This is a genomic window from Bradyrhizobium sp. IC3123 (assembly GCF_020193625.1).
Lineage (GTDB): Bacteria > Pseudomonadota > Alphaproteobacteria > Rhizobiales > Xanthobacteraceae > Bradyrhizobium > Bradyrhizobium yuanmingense.
This window is the reverse complement of record NZ_JADYVF010000007.1, coordinates 294,526-313,276: the sequence shown is the minus strand read 5'-3', so window position 1 is coordinate 313,276 and position 18,751 is coordinate 294,526. Positions and strand designations below refer to the sequence as shown.

Annotated in this window: 16 protein-coding genes; 15 read left to right on the top strand and 1 reads right to left on the bottom strand. The window is 65.4% G+C overall.

From position 1 onward, the window contains the following. Window positions 1-32 precede the first annotated feature (32 nt). From ybeY to trmB, 6 genes are all read left to right on the top strand, one after another. Window positions 33-542, top strand: coding sequence for an rRNA maturation RNase YbeY (gene ybeY, locus I6F20_RS24085; RefSeq protein ID WP_036008983.1), 510 nt, complete (start codon window positions 33-35; stop codon window positions 540-542). Between the two features lies 1 nt (window position 543). After that, window positions 544-1,662 (top strand): hemolysin family protein, encoded by a 1,119-nt coding sequence (locus I6F20_RS24080; RefSeq protein WP_225113784.1) that lies wholly within the window; start codon window positions 544-546, stop codon window positions 1,660-1,662. Beyond that, window positions 1,659-3,410 (top strand): apolipoprotein N-acyltransferase, encoded by a 1,752-nt coding sequence (gene lnt / locus I6F20_RS24075; RefSeq protein WP_225128078.1) that lies wholly within the window; start codon window positions 1,659-1,661, stop codon window positions 3,408-3,410. The genes I6F20_RS24080 and lnt overlap by 4 nt, the downstream gene beginning before the upstream one ends. 79 nt (window positions 3,411-3,489) lie before the next feature. Continuing rightward, window positions 3,490-3,903, top strand: a complete 414-nt coding sequence (locus tag I6F20_RS24070; protein WP_018319423.1) for a helix-turn-helix domain-containing protein — start codon at window positions 3,490-3,492, stop codon at window positions 3,901-3,903. Window positions 3,904-3,988: 85 nt separating this feature from the next. Further along, entirely contained in the window at window positions 3,989-5,146 is a 1,158-nt protein-coding gene (locus I6F20_RS24065; RefSeq protein ID WP_036024516.1) for a M20 family metallopeptidase, read from the top strand. Beyond that, window positions 5,143-5,856, top strand: a complete 714-nt coding sequence (trmB, locus tag I6F20_RS24060; protein ID WP_225128076.1) for a tRNA (guanosine(46)-N7)-methyltransferase TrmB — start codon at window positions 5,143-5,145, stop codon at window positions 5,854-5,856. Before I6F20_RS24065 ends, trmB begins: the two co-directional genes overlap by 4 nt. Before the next feature lie 125 nt (window positions 5,857-5,981). On the opposite strand, the gene I6F20_RS24055 is transcribed toward trmB, so the two are convergent. Then, window positions 5,982-7,064 (bottom strand): DUF2336 domain-containing protein, encoded by a 1,083-nt coding sequence (locus I6F20_RS24055; protein ID WP_225128074.1) that lies wholly within the window; start codon window positions 7,062-7,064, stop codon window positions 5,982-5,984. A 367-nt stretch (window positions 7,065-7,431) separates the two neighbouring features. On the opposite strand from I6F20_RS24055, the gene rimP reads away from it, so the two are divergent. The 9 genes from rimP to I6F20_RS24010 all read left to right on the top strand — a co-directional run bounded on the left by rimP (window position 7,432) and on the right by I6F20_RS24010 (window position 18,735). Beyond that, a complete protein-coding gene (gene rimP / locus I6F20_RS24050; protein WP_225113789.1) occupies window positions 7,432-8,187 on the top strand; it encodes a ribosome maturation factor RimP in 756 nt (251 codons plus the stop codon). Window positions 8,188-8,189: 2 nt separating this feature from the next. Continuing rightward, window positions 8,190-9,800 carry a transcription termination factor NusA gene (nusA, locus tag I6F20_RS24045; RefSeq protein WP_036024506.1) on the top strand — a complete coding sequence of 537 codons (1,611 nt, stop codon included), beginning with the start codon at window positions 8,190-8,192 and terminating at the stop codon, window positions 9,798-9,800. Between the two features lie 23 nt (window positions 9,801-9,823). Beyond that, window positions 9,824-10,507, top strand: a complete 684-nt coding sequence (locus I6F20_RS24040) for an RNA-binding protein (RefSeq protein ID WP_025032907.1) — start codon at window positions 9,824-9,826, stop codon at window positions 10,505-10,507. 70 nt (window positions 10,508-10,577) lie between these two features. Then, on the top strand, window positions 10,578-13,283 hold the full coding sequence (gene infB, locus I6F20_RS24035) for a translation initiation factor IF-2 (protein ID WP_225128072.1): 2,706 nt from the start codon (window positions 10,578-10,580) through the stop codon (window positions 13,281-13,283). Between the two features lie 156 nt (window positions 13,284-13,439). Then, window positions 13,440-13,871 carry a 30S ribosome-binding factor RbfA gene (gene rbfA / locus I6F20_RS24030; RefSeq protein ID WP_036008998.1) on the top strand — a complete coding sequence of 144 codons (432 nt, stop codon included), beginning with the start codon at window positions 13,440-13,442 and terminating at the stop codon, window positions 13,869-13,871. Next, entirely contained in the window at window positions 13,868-14,986 is a 1,119-nt protein-coding gene (gene truB, locus I6F20_RS24025) for a tRNA pseudouridine(55) synthase TruB (RefSeq protein WP_225128070.1), read from the top strand. Before rbfA ends, truB begins: the two co-directional genes overlap by 4 nt. A gap of 2 nt (window positions 14,987-14,988) precedes the next feature. Next, window positions 14,989-15,258: a 30S ribosomal protein S15 gene (rpsO, locus tag I6F20_RS24020; RefSeq protein WP_008540131.1), complete on the top strand. Its 270-nt coding sequence runs from the start codon at window positions 14,989-14,991 to the stop codon at window positions 15,256-15,258. Window positions 15,259-15,635: 377 nt separating this feature from the next. Then, window positions 15,636-17,798, top strand: a complete 2,163-nt coding sequence (gene pnp, locus I6F20_RS24015; RefSeq protein WP_225128069.1) for a polyribonucleotide nucleotidyltransferase — start codon at window positions 15,636-15,638, stop codon at window positions 17,796-17,798. 205 nt (window positions 17,799-18,003) lie between these two features. After that, a complete protein-coding gene (locus tag I6F20_RS24010) occupies window positions 18,004-18,735 on the top strand; it encodes a superoxide dismutase (protein WP_275945398.1) in 732 nt (243 codons plus the stop codon). Window positions 18,736-18,751: the final 16 nt, after the last annotated feature.

The following is an 18,751-nucleotide window of genomic DNA, read 5'->3' as shown; positions in this document are numbered from 1 at the left end:
CGAGCACGGCACCCTTCGTCCGAGACAACACAATGTCCCATTCCAACCTTCCCATGACCGAGGTCCTCGTCGTCGCCGATTGCTGGCAGCGCGAGCCCGATTCCGAAGCCGTGATCCAGCGCGCACTGGCGGCGGCCGCCGAGAGCGTCGACGAAGACGTTGCCGACGCCGAAGTGGCCGTGATGCTGACCGATGATGCCGGCATCCGCACGCTCAACAGCAACTGGCGCGGCATCGACAAGCCGACCAACGTGCTGTCGTTCCCGGCGCTGCAGCCGGAGGGCGCGTGGAAGCCGGGCGATGCCCCGCGCATGCTCGGCGATATCGCAATCGCCTACGAGACCATGCGGCGCGAGGCGGACGAGGAGCACAAGCCGTTCGACCATCATCTGAGCCACCTCGCCGTGCACGGCTTCCTGCACCTGATCGGCTACGACCACGAGAACGAGGGCGACGCCGAGGAGATGGAAGCGCTCGAAACCGAGATCCTCGCCCATCTCGGCATCCCCGATCCCTATGCCGACCGCCCGGGGACGCACTGAGATGCCGGATTCCGAGCCTACTCACGACAATCCCCGCACCACGGCCAATCTGCCGGTTGTGGTGACGCCGGGCGAGGTGCTGCGCCCGAGCGCCGAAAGCTGGCTGCTGCGCGCCATCCGCACGCTGTTCGGCTGGAAGGCGGGGTCGGTGCGCGACGACCTCCAGGTCGTGCTCGACGCCTCGACGCCCGACGACACCGGCTTCTCCGCGGTCGAGCGCACCATGCTGCGCAACATCCTCGGCCTGCACGAGCGCCGCATCGCCGACGTCATGGTGCATCGCGCCGACATCGTCGCGGTGAAGCGCGACATCCCGCTCGGGGAATTGATGGACCGCTTCGAGAGCGCCGGCCATTCGCGCCTCGTCGTCTTCAACGAGACGCTCGACGATCCCGTCGGCATCGTCCACATCCGCGATTTGCTCGCCTTCATGACCGCGCGCGCCCGCGTGTCGGAAGCCACCAAGACCAAGCGCAAGAAGCCGCTGCCGGCCGGGCTCGATTTGCGCGCGGTCGATCTCGCGCTCCCGCTTCACGAGGCGCACATCATCCGCAAGCTACTCTACGTGCCGCCGTCGATGCGGGCGATCGACCTGCTCGCGCAGATGCAGGCCTCGCGCATCCATCTGGCGCTGGTGGTCGACGAATATGGCGGCAGCGACGGGCTGGTCTCGATCGAGGACATCGTCGAGCAGATCGTCGGCGAGATCGACGACGAGCACGATAGCGACGAGCCGCCCTCGATCGTGCGCCTGCCCGACAACGCCTTCATCGCCGACGCCCGCGCCAGCCTCGACGACGTCCGCTCTGTGATCGGCGAGGATTTCGTCACCGGCGAGGCCGGCGAGGAGGTGGAGACGCTGGGCGGCTATCTCGTCAGCTTCGTCGGGCGCCTGCCGGTGCGCGGCGAGGTGATCTCGGGCCCCGGCAATTACGAGGTCGAGGTGCTCGATGCCGATCCGCGCCGCGTCAAGCGGCTGCGCATCGCGACGCGGAAGGAGCGCCCAGCGCCCCGTACCCAGCGCGAGAGCCGGCGGCGTGAAGCCACGCCGGAGAGCGGACAAGCGCCGGCCAGCGACACGCCGACATCGCCGCCGCGCGACGGGGCTGCCTCGCAGTGAGCCCATCGCAGCGCCTTCGGCAAATTGCGCTCGCCATCATCCTCACCTGGGGATGGCAGCGCGCAGTCGTCGCCATGGCGGCCGGAGCGCTGTCGGTGCTGGCGCTGGCACCGTTCAACCTCTTTCCGGTGCTGTTCGTCACCTTCCCGGTGCTGATCTGGCTGATCGACGGCGCCGGGGCCGGCCGCTATGGCGGCGTGCCCGCCGCCGCCCTGACCGGCTATTGGTTCGGGCTCGGCTATTTCGTGCCCGGCCTCTACTGGATCGGCTACGCCTTCTTCGTCGAAGCCGACACATTCGCCTGGCTGACGCCGTTCGCGGTGCTGGGCCTGCCGGCCTATCTTTCGATCTTCACGGCGATCGGCTTTGCGCTGGCGCGCCTGCTCTGGAGCAAGAACGCCACGCGCGTGCTGGCGCTCGCAGCGAGCCTCACCATCAGCGAATGGCTGCGCGGCCATGCGCTGACCGGCTTTCCCTGGAACACGTTCGGCTATGCGCTGTCCGAGCCATTGCCGCTGGCGCAGACGGCCTCGCTGATCGGCCTGTGGGGCGTGACGTTCCTGACGATTGCGATCTTCGCGAGCCCGGCGACGCTGATCGACCGCACGCCGGATCGGCGCCTGCAATGGCGGGTGCCGGCCGCGGCCGTCGCGCTCCTGCTCGTCATGAGCATCTTTGGCGCAATCCGCCTGTCGCTGCATCCGACCACGATCGTATCCGGCGCCAAGCTGCGCCTGATGCAGCCCAACCTGCAGCAGGACGAGAAATTCAACTATGCCGCCAAGCCGGAGGTGATGAAGAAGTACCTTGCGCTGTCGGACCGCGCCTCCGGCCCGCAATCGACCGGCGTGCGCGATGCCACCATCCTGATCTGGCCGGAATCCGCCTTTCCGTTCTTCTTGACCCGCGAAGCCGACGCGATGGCGCAAATCGCCGATCTGTTACCGAAGGGCACGGTGCTGGTCACGGGATCGGTCCGCGCGCCCGATGTGCCGCGGGGCACACCGATCACGCGGGCCTACAACTCGATCTACGTGATCGACCACGACGGCAGCGTGCTCGCCGTCTACGACAAGCTGCATCTGGTACCGTTCGGAGAATTTCTTCCGTACCAGTCGTTGATGGAGAAGCTCGGTTTCGAGCAACTGACGCGTGTGCGCGGCGGCTTCATTCCAGGCACCGTGCGGCATGCGCTCCCCGTTGCCGGCGCGCCGCCCGCGTTGCCGCTGATCTGCTACGAGGCGATCTTTCCCGACGAAGTGGCTGCACGCAACGAACGTCCGGGCTGGATCGTGAACCTGACCAATGACGGCTGGTTCGGCATCTCGACCGGTCCCTACCAGCACCTGGAGCAGTCGCGGATGCGCGCGATCGAGCTCGGATTGCCGCTGGTCCGCTCGGCCAATACCGGCATCTCCGCAGTGATCGATCCGGTCGGCCGCACGGTCGCCAGCCTCGGTCTCGGCCTCGAAGGCATTTTGGACGCAAACCTGCCGGCCGCGATCCCACCGACCGTTTATGCACGGGTGGGTGATGTGCCCGCAATCATGCTCGTCGCGGTGGCCGTGCTGCTGGCGGTCCGCCGACGAAGGCAAACGCCAGCCCTGATCGCACCGCCGCCGCAGCGGCCGGAATCCTTTGACAACCGTAGTCCCACGGTTGACAGACTGCACGCGGGCTCCCCATTCTGCACGGGCTGCGAAAGATGGCGGTGCATTGCTAAATTTCTCCGCAATGTTTCCCAATAACAGGGTTTGATTTTGACGGTGCTGCACCCGAGGCATGCTTGATCATTGCGCCGAAGGTGGTGTTTGGAGGGCTGAGGAAATGTCGAAAGCGCCCAACCCTGTTGACAAATATGTCGGCAGTCGCGTGCGCATGCGCCGCATCATGTTGGGCATGAGCCAGGAGAAGCTCGGTGAAGCTTTGGGCCTGACTTTCCAGCAGATTCAGAAGTACGAGAAGGGCACCAACCGGGTTGGCGCAAGCCGCATCCAGCAGATCGCGGAGATTCTGCAGGTGCCGGTGTCCTTCCTGTTCGAGGGCGGCCCGAGCGGCGTGCCGGGTCCGGATGGCTTCAGCGAAGGCGCCTCGCCCTCTTACGTCTCGGACTTTCTCGCCACCTCCGAAGGGCTCGCTTTGACCAAGGCGTTCACGCGAATCACTGATTCGAAGATGCGCCGCTCGATCGTCGATCTCGTCGAGCAGATTGCGGCCCGCGAAGGTCCGGACAAGCGTTGAAGCTCATGTCCCCCGCGATTTGAGACTGCATCAAATCTGGCCTATGTCGTCATTTACGACCGCGCTTTGATGCGCGTCCGCTTCGATGATGCGATTCAAAGGCACAGATGCGTCCATGACCGGCTCCAATTGGTTCGATTCACAAACTATTCTCGATGGCATCCGCCGCTGGGTGGAGATCGAGACGCCGACGGAAGCACCTGAACAGGTCAACAAGCTGGTCTCCGTGGTCGCGGAGCAATACGGCGACCTGCCCGTCACGCTCGAGCGCATCGCCGGCACGGACGGCTGCGGCGATCATCTCGTGGCGCGCACGAATTGGGGGCAGGATCAGCCGGGCATCCTGGTGCTGAGCCATCTCGATACCGTCCATCCCATCGGCTTCATCGAGCGCCTGCCGTTCAAGGTCGAAGGCGACGTCGCGTTCGGTCCGGGCATCTACGACATGAAGGGCGGCGCCTACATCGCCCACCACGCCTTCCGCGCGCTTTGCGCGACGGGCGATCGCTCGCCGCTCGGCATCACGCATCTGTTCACCTCCGACGAGGAGATCGGCAGCCCGACCTCGCGTGCGCTGATCGAGCAGGAAGGGCGCAACGCCAAATACGTGCTGGTGACCGAGCCGGCGCGCGACGGCGGCAAGATCGTCACCGGGCGCAAGGGCGTCGGACGCTTCCGGGTATTCATCAAGGGCGTGCCCGCGCATGCCGGCTCGCGGCCCGAAGACGGCCGCAGCGCCGTCCGCGAACTCGGCAACGTCATCCTGGCGCTGGAAGGAATGAACGATGTTGCGCGCGGCGTGACCGTCAATGTCGGCGTGGTGCGCGGCGGCACGCGCCCCAACGTCACGCCCGAGGAGGCCTATGCCGAAGTCGATCTGCGCGTCGTGAGCCTCAAGGACGCGGACGAGTTCGTCGGCAAAATTCTCTCTTTGACCTCGAAGACCGATGGCGTCACCGTCACGGTCACGGGCGAGCTCAACCGGCCGCCTTACGAGAAGAGCAATGCGGGAGCTTCGCTGTACGAGCATGCCAAGACGCTCGCCGGCGAGATCGGCTTCGAGCTGATCGACACCCACACCGGCGGCGGCTCGGACGGCAATTTCACCGCTCCCTTCACCGCAACGCTCGACGGGCTCGGCGTCGACGGCAAGGGTGCACACACCCATTATGAGCAGCTCTATGTCTCCTCGCTGGCCCCACGCGCGCGGCTGCTCCATCGGCTTTATCAGACGCTGCGATGAGCGAACGTAAATCAAGCCCCGACCGCGACGACAGCGAGCGCGCCTTCTTCGGGCGCCGCAAGGGCCACAAGCTGAGGCAACACCAGGCCGGCTTGATCGAGCAGCTGCTGCCGCATCTTGCCCTCGATATCGACGGTGAGGCGCCGGCGGACGCCCGCGACATCTTCGATCCCGCAGCCGACGACGTCAGGCTCGAGATCGGCTTCGGCGGCGGCGAGCATCTCGCGGCCGAGGCACAGAACTTCCCCACCACCGGCTTCATCGGCTGTGAGCCCTATGTCAACGGCATGGCCAAGATCCTCGCGCAGATCGAGGCGGCCAACATCGGCAACATCCGCCTGTTCGCGGGCGATGCCGCCGAGCTCTTGGCTTGGCTTCCCAAGGAGTCGCTGTCGCGGATCGACCTGATCCATCCCGATCCCTGGCCGAAGCGGCGACACTGGAAGCGGCGCTTCGTCCAGGACCGCACCATTGCCGCGATGGCGCGCGTGCTCAAGCGAGGCGGCGAATTCCGCTTCGTCTGCGACATCGACGATTACTGCGCCTGGACACTGGCGCATCTTGCGCGCTCGCAGGACTTCGTCTGGCTGGCCGAACGCGCCGACGATTTCCGGCTTCCATGGCCGGGCTACACCATGACGCGCTACGGCCGAAAGGCCGCGCGCGAGGGACGCAAGGCGGCTTATCTGCGGTTCAGGCGGGTGGGTTAGCCATCATTGCGAGGAGCCCGCGACAAATTGCAAGGCAATTTGCGCTGGCGACGAAGCAATCCAGAGCGTTTTCGCGGAACGCGTTCTGGATTGCTTCGCTTCGCTCGCAATGACGGAGTGGGACGCTAGATCGTCTGCCGGTTGCGCCAGAAATTCACGACGCGTTCGGCGGTGGCCGGCATCAGGCGCGTGAAGTTCAGACGCGCGGCCTCGATATCGGCATCGGCCGGCGTGCGGTTCGAGCCGTACCAGAGCAGGATGAGCGCGCGCACCGTGGGCCAGCCGAGGCTCAGCACGCGGCCGAGGATCAGAAGCGGATCGTAGCGGTCGCCTGCGAACAGGCGGTCGAGGACCTGGAGGCGAACGCCCGACATCGCCGACAGCGCGGCGACCGATTCCTCGTATTTGTGCGCCTTGGCGAAGCCGAGCAGCGCGCTCTCGCCGAGATGGCCCTCGCGCCGCAAGGTCAGCACGGTGTGCTGTGCCGCGGAGTAGTCGCGGCGCGGACCCGGCGGCAATGCGGCCTCCTCGATCGCCGCGATCGCGCGCTTGATCTCGGCCTGGCGCGCGGGATTAACCACGGTGGAGAGGCGACGGCGGATGACGTCGAGCGTCCCGTCGAGCAGCTGCTTCAGGTGCTCCCCGGAAAGGTCGTTGCGCTGGCCGATCCTCAGCGTCAGCACCCCGTCCTGCGCCGCGCGCTTGATCAGCTCGGAATAGCTTCCGGGCGAGAACACTGCACCGGCATTGGCTGCGGCACGGCGCACCACGTCGCGATCGCCGCGCTCGACCAGCACGTCGGTGACGACGGGCGACAAAGCGGGACGCTCGGTCATCGCCAGCAGATGGCCCTGGCCCTTCAAGCGCGCGATCTCGACCAGTGCCGCGTCGTCGAGCACTGGTGAGCGGCGCAGCACGGGGCCGGCGACCGCGATCTCGTTTTCGCGCGCGAGCTGATTGACGAGGTGCGGCGGCGCGTTGTTCAGACGCGAGAAGCGCTCGGACAGATCGACGCGCGATGCCAGCTCGGCATGGGGCACGAGATCGATCAGGAGATTGTCGAACAGATCGATCAACTCGGGGCGGAGCTTGTCCGCATCCCGGAAGAACAATTGGGAGATGGCACGCGCGATCTCGCCGCGGCGGCGCGGATCGCCGCGCTTGACGATATCGTCCAGTCCAGGAATGAGCGACGTGGCAACGGTCATGAAAACGCAACTCGAACGGGGCACGCCGCGGGTGCGCCCTTGGTCCAAGCCGCCCCACAATCGGGAAATCTAGGCCTGCTTGATGAAGGAAGCGTTGCGCAGGGTCCGACGGGCGCAAAAAGGCCCCGTTCCCGCTGCAATGGGCCTTGTCCGGGGGTTAAGAAAGCGCTATATCAGCGCCAATTCATCTTCTCATACGATCCGCGTAGTGAGAGTGGGCCCGCAAGGACCCGCTCTTTTTTATTACCTGAACGCGGCTCGGCGGGAGATGCGCCCGACGCGTTGTCGGGAAAGTTCCGAAGCGGGCTTTGAAATCGTAACCAAGCCTTAACCCAAGCCTTAACCAACGAGCGCTCTGACCCTGGACATGACCGAACCGAACCCTGGTTCCACGGATGCCGAATTGCTGGCCGAGCCGCGGCTCGTGGTCGAGCCCGGCGTCGCGGCACGGGTGTCCGCGGTGGCAGGTCCCGTGCTCCAGGGCATGGGCTACCGCCTGGTCCGGATCCGCATTTCCGGCGAGGCCGGCTGCACCGTGCAGATCATGGCCGAGCGGCCGGACGGCTCGATGCAGATCGAGGATTGCGAGGCGATCTCGCGGGCCCTGTCGCCCGTGCTCGACGTCGCCGATCCCATCGACCGCGCCTATCGGCTCGAGATCTCCTCGCCGGGAATCGACCGCCCGCTGGTGCGCCGCTCCGATTTCGAGCGCTATTCCGGGCACCTGGTGAAGATCGAGATGGCGGTCGCGCATGAGGGGCGCAAGCGCTTCCGCGGCACGCTCGGCGCGGTCGAAGGCGACCGCGTGCATCTGCATCGCGACGATGCCAAGGCTGGCGACGATGCCGACGTTCTCCTGACCATGGAGGATATCGGCGAGGCCCGGCTGGTGCTGACCGACGAGCTGATCGCCGAATCCATGCGCCGCGGCAAGGCCGAGGAGCGCAAGATGCGCAGGGATCTCGGACTGGAGCCGCCGGCTGCACCGCACGCGGAGATCAGTGCGAAGATCACCAAGAACACCAAGCCGAAGAAGAAGCCGGCCCCAACCAACACGAAGAAACATCGCCTTGCCGCCGAACGCGCGCGGCGCGGCGAGATCGAGCCTGACCAAGGAGACTAGCCATGGCAGTCAGCGCCAACCGACTCGAATTGCTTCAGATCGCCGACGCCGTCGCACGCGAAAAGTCGATCGACCGCGGCATCGTCATCGCGGCGATGGAGGACGCCATCGCCAAGGCGGCGCGCGCACGTTACGGCAGCGAGACTGACGTTCATGCCGAGATCGACCCGAAGAAGGGCGAGCTGCGGCTGTCGCGCCACATGCTGGTGGTCGACAAGGTCGAGAATCACTCCAACCAGATCTCGCTGGTGGACGCGCAGCGCGCCAATCCCGGCGCCCAGGTCGGCGACACCATCGCCGACACCCTGCCGCCGCTGGAATATGGCCGCATCGCCGCGCAATCGGCCAAGCAGGTCATCGTGCAGAAGGTGCGCGAGGCCGAGCGCGACCGGCAGTACCAGGAATTCAAGGACCGCATCGGCGACATCGTCAATGGCGTCGTCAAGCGCGTCGAATATGGCAGCGTGATCGTCGATCTCGGCCGCGGCGAAGCCATCATCCGCCGCGACGAGATGCTGCCGCGCGAAGTATTCCGCAACGGCGACCGCGTTCGCGCCTACATCTTCGACGTCCGCCGCGAGACGAGAGGCCCGCAGATCTTCCTCTCCCGCACCCATCCGCAGTTCATGGCGAAGCTGTTCGCGCAGGAAGTGCCGGAGATCTATGACGGCATCGTCGAGATCAAGGCGGTGGCCCGCGATCCGGGCTCGCGTGCGAAAATCGGCGTGATTTCCCGCGATTCCTCGGTCGATCCGGTCGGCGCCTGCGTCGGCATGCGCGGCTCGCGCGTGCAGGCCGTGGTCAACGAGCTGCAGGGCGAGAAGATCGATATCATTCCATGGTCGCCCGACATCGCGACCTTCGTGGTCAACGCGCTGGCGCCGGCGGAAGTCTCCAAGGTCGTGATCGACGAGGACCGCGAGCGCATCGAGGTCGTGGTGCCCGACACCAACAACCAGCTCTCGCTCGCGATCGGCCGCCGCGGCCAGAACGTGCGCTTGGCCTCGCAGCTCACCGGCTGGGATATCGACATCCTGACCGAGCAGGAGGAATCGGAGCGCCGCCAGGCCGACTTCGAGAACTCGACCCGCGTCTTCATGGAATCGCTCAACGTCGACGAAGTGGTCGGCCAGCTGCTGGCGTCCGAGGGCTTCACCTCGGTCGAGGAGCTCGCGATGGTGGACGTCAAGGAGCTCGCCGGCATCGAGGGCTTCGACGAGGAGACCGCGCAGGAGCTGCAGAATCGCGCCCGCGAATATCTGGAGCAGCAGGAAGCCGAGCTCGAGGCGAGGCGCAAGGAGCTCGGCGTCGAGGACGCGCTCAAGGACGTGCCCGGCGTGACCTCGAAGATGCTGGTGAAGTTCGGCGAGAACGACATCAAGAGCGTCGAGGACCTCGCCGGCTGCGCCACCGACGATCTGGTCGGCTGGACCGAGCGCAAGGAAGGCAGCGAGCCGACCAAGCACGCCGGCGCGCTCGACGGCATCGACATCTCCCGTGACGACGCCGAAGCGATGATCATGCAGGCCCGCGTCAAGGCCGGCTGGATCACCGAGGCCGATCTCGCCAAGCCCACCGAGGAGGCCGAGGCGACCGAAGATCAGCCGGCTTAAGGGCAAAGGAGAATGTCGCCCGGATGCTTGCAGATTCCGACCTCGAACTTGACCATGGCCCGCGGACCGAAAGGTCCGCGACCATGCGCATGTGCGCGGTCAGCCGCGAGGTCCGGCCGATCGACGAGCTGATCCGCTTCGTTGCATCGCCTGACGGACAAATAGTTCCCGATCTCAAGCGCAAGCTGCCCGGCCGCGGGATGTGGCTCACCGCCTCCCGCAAGACGGTTGCGGAAGCGGTGCGGCGTCACCAATTTAGCAAGGCCTTCAAGCGCGAGCTGCGCATCCCTCAGACGCTTCCCACCGACATCGAGGCGCTCCTGGTCCGGAGCGTGACCGAAGCCCTTGGGATCGCCGCCAAGGCGGGTCAGGTCGTGGCCGGCTTCGGCAAGGTCGAGAGCGCCCTCCGGGAAGGAACGGTCGAGGTCCTGATCCATGCCAGCGACGGGGCCGCGGACGGAATCCGCAAATTGGACATGCTGGCGCGTCAGAATGCCGGGAATCGCGGTGCTAAGGCGCAGATTCCCGTCGTCACCGCTCTGAAATCGGTAGAATTGGATTTGGCACTGACCCGGTCAAATGTGATACATGCTGCCCTGCTCGCGGGCCCGGCGAGCAAGTCATTCCTGTCACGTAGCCAGATCCTGGTCCGATACCGGATGGCGGACGACGACAAGACTGCCGAAAAACCCGGCCAGGATTTCTGAGAGACAACGACGACCCGATTGGATGGTGCGGCAACGCACAACACTGATAAATCAGGATTAGGACTGCTGAATGGTTGATACCAAGACCCCTGGCGACAAGAAGCTGAGCGTTCCGAGCAAGACGCTATCGCTCAAGCCGCGCGTCGAAACGGGCACCGTGCGCCAGAGCTTCAGCCATGGCCGCAGCAAGCAGGTCGTGGTCGAGAAGCGCGGCAAGCGCCGCATTGGCGATGGACCCGAGCCGCACGCGCCCGAGGTGACGGCAAAGCCGGCGCCGGCCGCACCCGCCGCGCCGCCGCGTCCGGCTCCGCCCCCGCCGCGCAACGCCGGTTCCGGCGTGGTGCTTCGCACCCTCACCGAGGATGAGCGTTCGGCCCGTGCCAGCGCGCTCGCCGACGCCAAGCTGCGCGAGGTCGAGGAACGCCGCCAGGCCGAGGAAGAGGCCCAGCGCCGCGCCGCCCGTGAGGCTGCCGAGCGCGCCGAGCGCGAAGCCGCCGAATCCCGCCGCAAGGCCGAGGAAGAGCGCCACCGTCACGAGGACGAAGCCAAGCGGAAGGCCGAGACCGAGGCCAAGAAGCGTTTTGGCGAAGGCGAGCAGCCGTCCGCACCGCGTCCCGCCGCCGCGGCACCGGCCGCCTCCGCACCGCGCCCCGGTGCGCCTGCGTCCCGGCCTGGGACCACCACCACAGCACGTCCGGGAACCACGACGGCGCGCCCTGCAACCACGACCGCGCAGCGTCCGGGTGGACCGGCTGGCCGCGGCCCCGCCGTTGCGGCCGAAGCTGACGACGACGAGGCGCCGCGCCAGATCCGCCGCGGTCCCGGCGGCGCCGCGCGTCCCGTGGTAGCCCCCAAGCCCACCCACAAGCCCGGCCCGCAGAAGGAGCGCGGCCGCCTGACCGTCGTCACCGCGCTCAATGCCGATGAGGTGCGCGAGCGCTCGATCGCCTCGTTCCGCCGCCGCACCCAGCGCCTGAAGGGCCACGCCTCGAACGAGCCCAAGGAAAAGCTCATCCGCGAAGTGGTCATTCCGGAAGCGATCACCATCCAGGAACTCGCCAACCGCATGTCCGAGCGCGCGGTCGACGTCATCCGCATGCTGATGAAGCAGGGCGCGATGCACAAGATCACCGACGTGATCGACGCCGACACCGCGCAGCTGATTGCCGAAGAGCTCGGCCACACCGTCAAGCGCGTTGCCGCCTCCGACGTTGAAGAAGGTCTGTTCGACGCGACCGACGATTCGACCGACACCGAGACCCGTTCGCCCGTGGTGACCGTCATGGGTCACGTCGACCACGGCAAGACCTCGCTGCTCGACGCGCTCCGTCACGCCAACGTGGTCTCCGGCGAAGCCGGCGGCATCACCCAGCACATCGGCGCCTATCAGGTGACATCGCCTGAAACCGGCAAGAAGATCACGTTCATCGACACGCCCGGCCACGCAGCGTTCACCGCGATGCGCGCCCGCGGCGCCAAGGTCACCGACATCGTCGTGCTGGTGGTCGCGGCCGATGACGGCGTGATGCCGCAGACGGTCGAAGCCATCAATCACGCCAAGGCGGCCGGCGTGCCGATCATCGTTGCCATCAACAAGATCGACAAGCCCGATGCCAAGCCCGAGCGCGTGCGCACCGAGCTGCTCCAGCACGAGGTGCAGGTGGAATCCTTCGGCGGCGAAGTCGTCGACGTCGAGGTGTCCGCCAAGAACAAGACCAATCTCGACAAGCTGCTCGAGATGATCGCGCTGCAGGCCGAAATCCTCGACCTCAAGACCAATTCGGAGCGTCCGGCCGAAGGCACCGTGATCGAGGCCAAGCTCGATCGCGGCCGTGGTCCGGTCGCGACCGTGCTGGTCCAGCGCGGCACTCTTCGCGTCGGCGACATCATCGTCGCCGGTGCCGAAATGGGCCGCGTCCGCGCGCTGATCTCCGATCAGGGCGAGACCGTGCAGGAGGCCGGCCCCTCGGTGCCGGTCGAGGTGCTCGGCTTCAACGGCCCGCCCGAGGCCGGCGATCGTCTCGCGGTGGTCGAGAACGAAGCCCGCGCCCGCCAGGTCACCAGCTACCGCGCGCACCAGAAGCGCGAGAACGCGGCAGCCTCGATCTCCGGCATGCGCGGCTCGCTCGAGCAGATGATGTCGCAATTGAAGACGGCGGGCCGCAAGGAATTCCCGCTGATCGTCAAGGCCGACGTGCAGGGCTCGCTGGAAGCCATCCTCGGCTCGCTGGAGAAGCTCGGCACCGACGAGGTCGCCGCCCGCATCCTGCATGCCGGCGTCGGCGGCATCTCGGAATCCGACGTGACGCTGGCCGAAGGCTTCAACGCCGCGATCATCGGCTTCTCGGTTCGCGCCAACAAGGAGGCCGCTGCGGCCGCCAAGCGCAACGGCATTGAGATCCGCTACTACAACATCATCTACGACCTCGTGGACGACGTGAAGAAGGCGATGAGCGGTCTGCTCGCGCCGACCTTGCGCGAAACCATGCTGGGCAATGCCGAGATCCTGGAGATCTTCAACATCTCCAAGGTCGGCAAGGTCGCCGGCTGCCGCGTCACCGACGGCACCGTGGAACGCGGCGCCAATGTGCGCCTCATCCGCGACAACGTCGTCGTGCACGAAGGCAAGCTGTCGACGCTGAAGCGCTTCAAGGACGAAGTGAAGGAAGTCCAGTCCGGCCAGGAATGCGGCATGGCCTTCGAGAACTACCACGACATGCGTGCCGGTGACGTGATCGAGTGTTATCGCGTGGAGACGATCCAGCGCTCCCTGTAAGTCCAAATCTTACCGAAGCGTTCGGATCTTTTTGAACTGAGATTGCGGGAGTGCGATGGCCGGATGTTTCCGGCCATCCACCCCCTCTTCGTTTCAACAGGACAAATGACAATGCCCGTGTCGCAGGACGCGGGCATGACGAGGTGATTTTCGAAAATGCCACGGCATCATCAGAAGAAGAGTTCCGCGCCCGGCGGCTCGCAGCGTCAGCTGCGCGTCGGCGAGCAGGTTCGCCACGCGATGGCCGATATTCTGGCGCAAGGCAATGTGCATGATGCCGACCTCGAAGGTCACATCATCACCGTGCCGGAGGTGCGGATGTCGCCCGACCTGAAGCTCGCGACGGTCTACGTGATGCCGCTCGGTGGCCGCGACACCGAGATCGTCATCGCTGCGCTCGAGCGCAACAAGAAGTTCTTGCGCGGCGAGGTCGCGCGGCGCGTTAACCTGAAATTTGCACCTGACATTCGCTTCCGCGTCGACGAACGATTCGACGAAGCGGAACGGATCGAGAAGCTTTTGCGAACGCCTGCGGTGCAGAAGGATTTGGAACAGGATCCGCATTCGGATCGGGAAGAAGAGCAATGACCATGGACCCCGCTCACGGCACGATCGGCGGCAACGACACCGATCAGCGCGACGCGCAGACCAACGATTTCGCGGAGATGGGCGGCAATTCGCAGCCGCATCAGGAGCCGCGCCGCGTCAACAACGATCCGCGCGCCAAGCAGCAGAAGGGCAACCAGGTCCGCCGCGACCGCCGCGACGTCCATGGCTGGGTCGTGCTCGACAAGCCGATCGGCATGACCTCGACGCAGGCCGTCGCCGTGCTCAAGCGCCTGTTCAACGCCAAGCGCGCCGGACACGCCGGCACGCTCGATCCGCTCGCCTCGGGGGGCTTGCCGGTCGCGCTCGGGGAAGCCACCAAGACCGTCCCCTTCGTGATGGACGGCCGCAAGCGCTACCGCTTCACGGTCTGCTGGGGCGAGGAGCGCGACACCGACGACATCGAGGGCCGGGTGACCGCGACCTCGGACCAGCGCCCGAGCCGGGAGGCCATCCTGGCCCTGCTGCCCCGCTTCACCGGGGTGATCGAGCAGATCCCGCCGCGCTATTCGGCGATCAAGGTCCAGGGCGAGCGCGCCTATGATCTCGCCCGCGACGGCGAGGTTGTGGAACTGGCGCCCCGCCCGGTCGAGATTCACCATTTAACCCTTGTCGATCAACCAGATAACGACCGGGCCGTGTTCGAGGCCGAATGCGGCAAGGGCACCTATGTGCGGGCGCTCGCCCGCGATATGGGCCGGATTCTCGGCACTTACGGCCATATCTGCGCGCTGAGGCGGACCCTGGTCGGCCCATTTGGCGAAAACGACATGATTCCGCTGGATCAGTTGGAGGCTTTGTGCGATAGAGCCGCGTCCGGCGAGGGCAGCCTCGCCGACGCGCTTTTGCCCGTTGAGACCGCGCTGGACGACATCCCGGCACTGGCCGTCACTCGGGCTGATGCGGCAAGGCTCCATCGGGGCCAGGCCGTTTTGTTGCGCGGACGGGATGCGCCCACTTGTAGCGGCACAGTCTATGTCACGGTGGCAGGCCGTCTTTTGGCGCTTGCCGAAGTTGGCAATGGCGAAATCATCCCCAAGCGTGTGTTCAACCTGACCGGCCTGACTGCCAGCCCCGGTCGCAACGAGAGAAATTGACGATGTCGATTGCCGCAGAACGCAAAGCGGAAGTCATCAAGACGAATGCCACCAAGGCCGGCGACACCGGCTCGCCCGAGGTTCAGGTCGCGATCCTGTCGGAACGCATCAACAACCTCACCAACCATTTCAAGACCCACGTGAAGGACAACCATTCGCGTCGCGGCCTCTTGAAGCTGGTCTCGACCCGCCGCTCGCTCCTCGACTATCTCAAGAAGAAGGACGAGGCGCGGTACAAGGCGCTGCTCGAGAAGCACAATATTCGTCGTTAAGAGTTCCTGCGCGCGCCACCGGCGCGCGTTTTCGCGCGTGGTTTCGAACGAAAGCGCTTGTTTTTAAGCTTTTTGATCGAGGTTGCGTGCGCGTCGGATGCGGATTGTTGATTCGCGTCCGGGCATGATGAGCGAAGATCGAAGTTTCGGTGTTTGCATTCGTGCCGACTGACAGTCCAGCAGCAATCCGGCGGCTGGGCACAACGGGCAAGGCGCCCGTATGACCCGAAAGGATGGACGCCATCCGACATCCAAAAACCATGGCAGGATCGCAGGACGCTGATCATCCGCTCCGATCAGCGTCCCGCCATCTTGCGCATGGTTTTTGTTTTTCGAGAGCCGTCCCTTCTTTCGAGAACCCATGAAAGAAGACCTCTATGTTCAATAAGCATTCAGTCGAGATCGACTGGGGCGGACGCCCACTCAAGCTCGAAACCGGCAAGATCGCCCGCCAGGCCGACGGCGCCGTCGTCGCCACCTATGGCGAGACCGTGGTGCTCGCCACCGTCGTCGCGGCGAAGGCGCCGCGCGAGGGCGTCGACTTCCTGCCGCTGACCGTCGATTACCAGGAAAAGGCCTACGCTGCGGGCCGCATTCCCGGCGGCTATTTCAAGCGCGAGGGCCGTCCGACCGAGAAGGAGACGCTGGTCTCCCGCCTGATCGACCGACCGATCCGCCCGCTGTTCGTCGACGGCTGGCGTAACGAGACCCAGGTGATCGTCACCGTGCTGTCGCACGACATGGAGAACGATCCCGACGTCGTGGCGATGGTCGCGGCCTCCGCGGCGCTGACGCTGTCCGGCGTGCCGTTCAAGGGCCCGATCGGCGCGGCCCGCGTCGGCTTCGCCAACGACGAGTTCATTCTCAATCCGACGCTCGACGAGATGGTCGACACCCAGCTCGACCTCGTCGTCGCCGGCACTGCCGACGCCGTGCTGATGGTGGAATCGGAAGCCAAGGAACTGAACGAAGACATCATGCTCGGCGCGGTGATGTTTGGTCACCGCCACTTCCAGCCTGTCATCAACGCGATCATCGAGCTCGCCGAGAAGGCCGCCAAGGAGCCGCGCGAAGTCACCGTCATCGACAACGCCGCGCTCGAGAAGGAGATGCTCGGCCTGGTCGAGCAGGAGCTGCGCGCCGCCTATGCGATTCCGATCAAGCAGCAGCGTTATGCCGCCGTCGGCGTCGTCAAGGAAAAGGTGATGGCCCACTACTTCCCGGAGGGCCAGGAGCCGAAATACGACAAGCTCCGTGTCGCCGGCGTGTTCAAGGAGCTCGAGGCCAAGATCGTTCGCTGGAATATCCTCGATACCGGCAAGCGCATCGACGGCCGCGACAGCAAGACGGTGCGCAACATCGTCGCCGAGGTCGGCGTGCTGCCCCGCGCCCACGGCTCGGCGCTGTTCACCCGCGGCGAGACCCAGGCGATGGTCGTGACCACGCTCGGCACCGGCGAGGACGAGCAGTACATCGACGCGCTGTCCGGGACGTACAAGGAAACGTTCCTGCTGCACTACAACTTCCCGCCCTATTCGGTCGGCGAGACCGGCCGCCTCGGCGGCACCAAGCGCCGCGAGATCGGCCACGGCAAGCTGGCCTGGCGCGCGATTCGTCCGGTGCTGCCGCCGCACCATGAATTCCCCTACACCACGCGTGTGGTCTCGGAGATCACCGAGTCCAACGGCTCGTCCTCGATGGCTTCGGTCTGCGGCGCCTCGCTGGCGCTGATGGATGCGGGCGTGCCGCTGAAGCGGCCGACCGCGGGCATCGCGATGGGCCTGATCCTCGAAGACAAGCGCTTTGCGGTTCTCTCGGACATCCTCGGCGACGAGGACCATCTCGGCGACATGGACTTCAAGGTCGCCGGCACGGAAGCGGGCATCACCTCGCTCCAGATGGACATCAAGATCGAGGGCATCACCGAAGAGATCATGAAGGTCGCGCTGGCTCAGGCCAAGGACGGCCGCATCCATATCCTCGGCGAGATGGCCAAGGCCCTCACCGCGGCCCGCGCCGAGCTGGGCGAATATGCGCCGCGCATCGAGACCTTCAAGATCGCCACCGACAAGATCCGCGAGGTGATCGGCACCGGCGGCAAGGTGATCCGCGAGATCGTCGAGAAGACCGGCGCCAAGGTCAACATCGAGGATGACGGCACCGTGAAGGTCGCCTCCAGCGACGGCGAGGCGATGAAGGCGGCGATCAAGTGGATCAAGTCGATCGCGTCCGATCCGGAAGTCGGCCAGATCTATGACGGCACTGTCGTCAAGGTGATGGAGTTCGGCGCCTTCGTGAACTTCTTCGGTTCCAAGGATGGTCTCGTCCACATCAGCCAGCTCGCGGCCAACCGCGTGCAGAAGACCTCCGACGTCGTCAAGGAAGGCGACAAGGTCAAGGTCAAGCTGCTCGGCTTCGACGATCGCGGCAAGACCCGCCTGTCGATGAAGGTGGTCGACCAGACCACCGGTGAGGATCTCGAGGGCAAGGAGAAGGCCGCCGAGGGCGAAAAGGCCCCGCGCGAAGCCGCCGGCGAGTAACCTCTCGGAACATCTGAACACCAAGGGCGGCCGAAAGGCCGCCCTTCTTTTTTTGGCCGTTTGCTACCTGCTTCGTCGAACGCCATGCGCGATTCCGTCGCACCATCACAGCCACTTCGTTCGAAACCCGCAGTGGCTGCAACCGCGTATCTACGTCTACCGCCATACGCTTCACTCAGCGGATCGTCCCAGACAGGAGAACCAGATGTCATCCATATCCCGGCGCCGTCTCATGTTCGCAGCCACCGGCCTCGTTGCGGCCGCCGCTGCCCCGCGCTTGGCGTTTGCGCAGGCGGCCATGGCGCCCACAGGGCCGTTCAAACTCGATCCGCTGGCCTATCCGCCGAACGCGTTGGAACCGCATATCGATGCCAAGACGATGGAGATTCATCACGGCCGCCATCACCAGGCGTTCATTACCAACCTGAACAATTTCGCGAAGGACAATCCGCAGATCGCTGGAAAGCCGGTCGGCGAGGTGCTCGGCAATCTCGGCGCCGTACCCGACGCGATCCGCACCGGCGTCCGCAACAACATGGGAGGCCACGCCAACCACACGATGTTCTGGCAGATCATGGGACCGAACGGCGGCAAGCCGGAAGGCGCCCTGCTCGCCGCGATCGACAGCGATCTCGGTGGCATGGAGAAATTGCAAGCCGACTTCAACGCTGCCGGCGGACGGGTCTTCGGCTCGGGCTGGGTGTTCGTGACTGTCAGCAAGGATGGCAAGCTCGCCATCGAAACGCGACCCAACCAGGACAATCCGATGATGGACGGCAAGCGGGCGCTGCTCGGCAATGACGTCTGGGAGCACGCCTACTATCTGAACTACCAGAACCGGCGCGCCGATTATCTCAAGGCATGGTGGAATACGGTGAACTGGAAGGCGGTGGGCGAGCGCTACGCTGCCGCGAAGGCCGGCACACTCGACGTGTAACGCCGATCCGGGATGA